The following is a 3254-nucleotide window of genomic DNA, read 5'->3' on the forward strand; positions in this document are numbered from 1 at the left end:
CCAGGCTGCTCCTGCCAGAACGGCGAAAGAGAGCAGTTTGTTGCGCCGCATGCGGCCGCGGATGTGCCCGATGTAGGTGAGATCCGGATCAAGCAGGATCAGCAGCTCTTCGGCGACCTGCGCAGGCTTGGCCCTGCTGCGCAGCGCGGCGAGTGTCGCACGTAGTGCTAGGCGTTGCCTGCGCGCTTCTTCGACGGCCGCATCGAAGCGCCCGTTCATGAGCGACCGTGATGCTGACTTGACCCCAGCCATCGGAAGAACACACTCTCGGTACGCCAGGCGATAGTGCGCCAGGCCGCCAATCCGCAGGCCAAGGCACACAGCGCCAACCCCGTCGCAACGATCAGCCCCGCCAGTCCGGGAGCCGGCACGTGAGCCGAAAGTGCGGTAATCGCCGCCTGGGTGAGCGCCAGCAAACCGCACAGCAGTGAACCGAGTCCGATTGCAGCAAGCCCCGCCGCCTTCAGCGCCTGGCTCTTCAACTCCGCCAGTTCGAGCCGGGCGAGCTTCACCTCCGCTTCGGCCCAGGCGCGACCGTCCCGCGCCAGGTGCTCAAAGAGATGACCGATGAGCGGCCGTTCGCCCGAAGTATCGTCGCTGGAATTTTGCATACGCCACTCACCACCTGCGCACTGGCGCGAAGCAAGGTTGTGCATCATTCCGATGCAACGCAGTGCGCCCAGCTTGGTTCCAGAAGCTGCATGTGTGGTGCATCTCAAAAAAAAAGGCCCCGCATGGGCGGGGCCGGAGGTACAGGCAGTTTCAAAGGGGGAGGGAGACACTGCCCGGGTAACATCGCCATCATGGCGCATCACCAGCCTGCGGCGGGCGTGAACGACCACGGCGACCGGCAGCCCGCCGCATGCGGCCTGCGTACCTTGCGGCGCCAGCGCGGTTCTGAACCAATTGCGTGATCACGAGGCCTGCCAAGATACTGCCGCCGAGGGTGGCGAGCGGATGCCGCCGCGCGATCTCCCGCGCGTCGGAGACCATGTCCGGGAGATCGCTGTCGAGAACATAGCCTGCGAGGTCTTCGAGGCTGTCCGCTGCGGTCTCGGCATAGGTGCTGACGGCGGGCAGAGCCGGCAGCGACACGCTGAACTGGCGGATCGTGTCGGCAAGTGTTTCCAGCTGGCCAGAGGCATATTCGCGGCGGCTTTCGGCCAGGCTTCCCGCCATCGTCAGAAGGTCGTCGAACAGGGCACGGCCCTCGCTTCGCCGGTTACCCTGATTACCCTGACCGCGCGTGCGGGCGCGGGATCGCGATCCGGCCATGGAGTACCTCCCGTTGTGTTGCGTCGGTGTTGCGGCGTTAACTGGCGCCCTTGCGAAATGTTCCCGCAGTGGAACTTCACGCCGCGCGCCACCGCCGCAAGGAGGAACCGCTCGCCGCGACGGCGCGTTCACGCCGCTCAGTATCCCCATCACATGCATGGAAGGTGACGTGACATGAGACTTCGCATGATACTTGCCGGAACGGCTCTCGGCGCGCTGATGATCGGCGGCGTCCCGCTTCCCGGTGCGTCCTCGCTTGTCCCGCAGGCCGAGGCCGCGGTCGATGTCAGCATCGGCGTTTTCTACGACCAGATCGCCCAGTATGGCGACTGGGTGAGCTATAGGGGTGGTTATGTGTTCATTCCCGGTCGCGTCGGCCCCGGCTGGCGTCCCTACACGCTGGGCCACTGGGTCTACACCAACCGCTACGGCTGGACCTGGGCGTCGGACGAGCCCTTCGGCTGGGCCACCTATCACTATGGCCGCTGGGGCTATGGCGACGACATCGGCTGGTACTGGGTTCCGGGCAATCGCTGGGCGCCAGCCTGGGTGAGCTGGCGGCGCAGCAACGACTACGTGGTCTGGGCGCCGCTGCCGCCAGCACGCCGCGGTGGATCAGACATCTCCATCAACATCACGGTCGGCGATATCCCGGATTACTACTGGGTGGCGGTGCCCACGCGGCGCTTCCTCGCGCCCGATCTTCGTGCCGACATCGTGCACGACGACCGCGAAGCCCGACGTGTGGTCCGGGAAACGAGGTTCCTCGGCACGCCGCGCGTCAACAGCGATATCGTGGTCAACAACGTGATCGACGTCGACGTGATCTCGCGCGAGACGGGCAAGCGCGTGCGCCCGGTCGAGGTCCGACGCACCGACAATCCTGTCGAGGCGCGGGCCGGCGCCGGCGAAGTGACGGTGTTCGAGGGCAAGCTCTCGACCGACACGAAGGACCGTCCGCAGAAGCTGAGCGATGTCAGCCGGATCAAGAAGATCAAGCGCGGCGACAAGGCCAACGCGACCGGCGCGACCGCCCCGGCCGACACGGGCGCGACTCCGGCTGTGGCCCAGCCGCCAGCCAGCGGTGCGGCCGCCACGACGCCTGCCGAAAGCGACACCACGACGAATGCCAAGGACAACGTCCAGCCTGCGGGCAAGAAGAAGATGCAGGACCAGAATGCATCGACGCCCGACGTCTCCGGTCAAAAGCCCGCGAAGCAGGTGCAAGACCAACAGACCGGCAAGAAGCGCAAGAAGACCACGGGCAATGCTGCATCCTCGCCCGATGCCATGGGGCAGCAGCCGGCCACCCAGGCTCAGGACCAGCCGACGGGCAAGCGGAAGAAGAAGCAGCCCGCAATGGACGACACGTCCACCGGCTCAACCACGCCGGCACCGGACCTGACGAAGGGCAATGGCAATCCGCGCAAGAACAAGGCGTCGCAGCCGGCGCAGGATGGCAACGCCAATGCACCGGCCAGCGACAATGGCCAGGGCAAGCGCCAGAAGAACCAGGTGCCTTGCGACGCCGCCACGGACCCGAGTTGCGCGCCCGCGCAATGATGCGCCAGTACGGCACCGGCGGCCGGCCCCCTCGCGGGGCCGGTTCCGTTTCAGAGCTTGAGTTTCTGCCGCAGCTTCGGCATCTCCGCCCATGGATCGGCCTTGAGCTTCGAGAGCCTCGCCAAGGCGTTCTTCAGCGTGAAATGGCTGGCCGAGGGCAGCGCTTTCAGTTCACTCCAATCAAGCGGCATGGCCACGGGGGCTCCGGTCCGCGCCCGCGTCGAATAGGGTGCCACCGCCGTGGCACCGCGGCCATTGCGCAGGTAGTCGATGAAGATGCGTCCCTTGCGCCGCGCCTTGGACATCGTGGCGATGTAGCGCGCGGGATCATCGGCAGCCATCTGCTGTGCCACCAGCCTGGTGAAGGTCTTGGCAGCTTCCCAGTCGAGTTCGGGCAGCAAGGGTACGGTGACGTG

At 66.1% G+C, this 3254-nt stretch carries 4 protein-coding genes and 1 pseudogene; 1 reads left to right on the forward strand and 4 read right to left on the reverse strand.

From position 1 onward, the window contains the following. From ACE3N9_RS16480 to ACE3N9_RS16490, 3 genes are all read right to left on the reverse strand, one after another. Nucleotides 1–219: hypothetical protein (locus tag ACE3N9_RS16480; RefSeq protein ID WP_374285575.1), on the reverse strand; the 219-nt coding region annotated here is incomplete at its 3' end. Continuing rightward, nucleotides 216–611, reverse strand: coding sequence for a phage holin family protein (locus ACE3N9_RS16485; protein WP_374285577.1), 396 nt, complete (start codon nucleotides 609–611; stop codon nucleotides 216–218). The genes ACE3N9_RS16480 and ACE3N9_RS16485, both read right to left, overlap by 4 nt. Before the next feature lie 190 nt (nucleotides 612–801). Then, nucleotides 802–1275 carry a hypothetical protein gene (locus tag ACE3N9_RS16490; RefSeq protein ID WP_374285580.1) on the reverse strand — a complete coding sequence of 158 codons (474 nt, stop codon included), beginning with the start codon at nucleotides 1273–1275 and terminating at the stop codon, nucleotides 802–804. Nucleotides 1276–1461: 186 nt separating this feature from the next. On the opposite strand from ACE3N9_RS16490, the gene ACE3N9_RS16495 reads away from it, so the two are divergent. After that, nucleotides 1462–2838 carry a DUF6600 domain-containing protein gene (locus tag ACE3N9_RS16495; RefSeq protein WP_374285581.1) on the forward strand — a complete coding sequence of 459 codons (1377 nt, stop codon included), beginning with the start codon at nucleotides 1462–1464 and terminating at the stop codon, nucleotides 2836–2838. 50 nt (nucleotides 2839–2888) lie between these two features. Here ACE3N9_RS16495 and ACE3N9_RS16500 read toward each other — a convergent pair. Next, nucleotides 2889–3254 (reverse strand): annotated as a pseudogene (locus ACE3N9_RS16500) (ATP-dependent DNA ligase); the annotation flags it as partial.

It is taken from the genome of Novosphingobium sp., from assembly GCF_041905565.1.
GTDB lineage: Bacteria > Pseudomonadota > Alphaproteobacteria > Sphingomonadales > Sphingomonadaceae > Novosphingobium.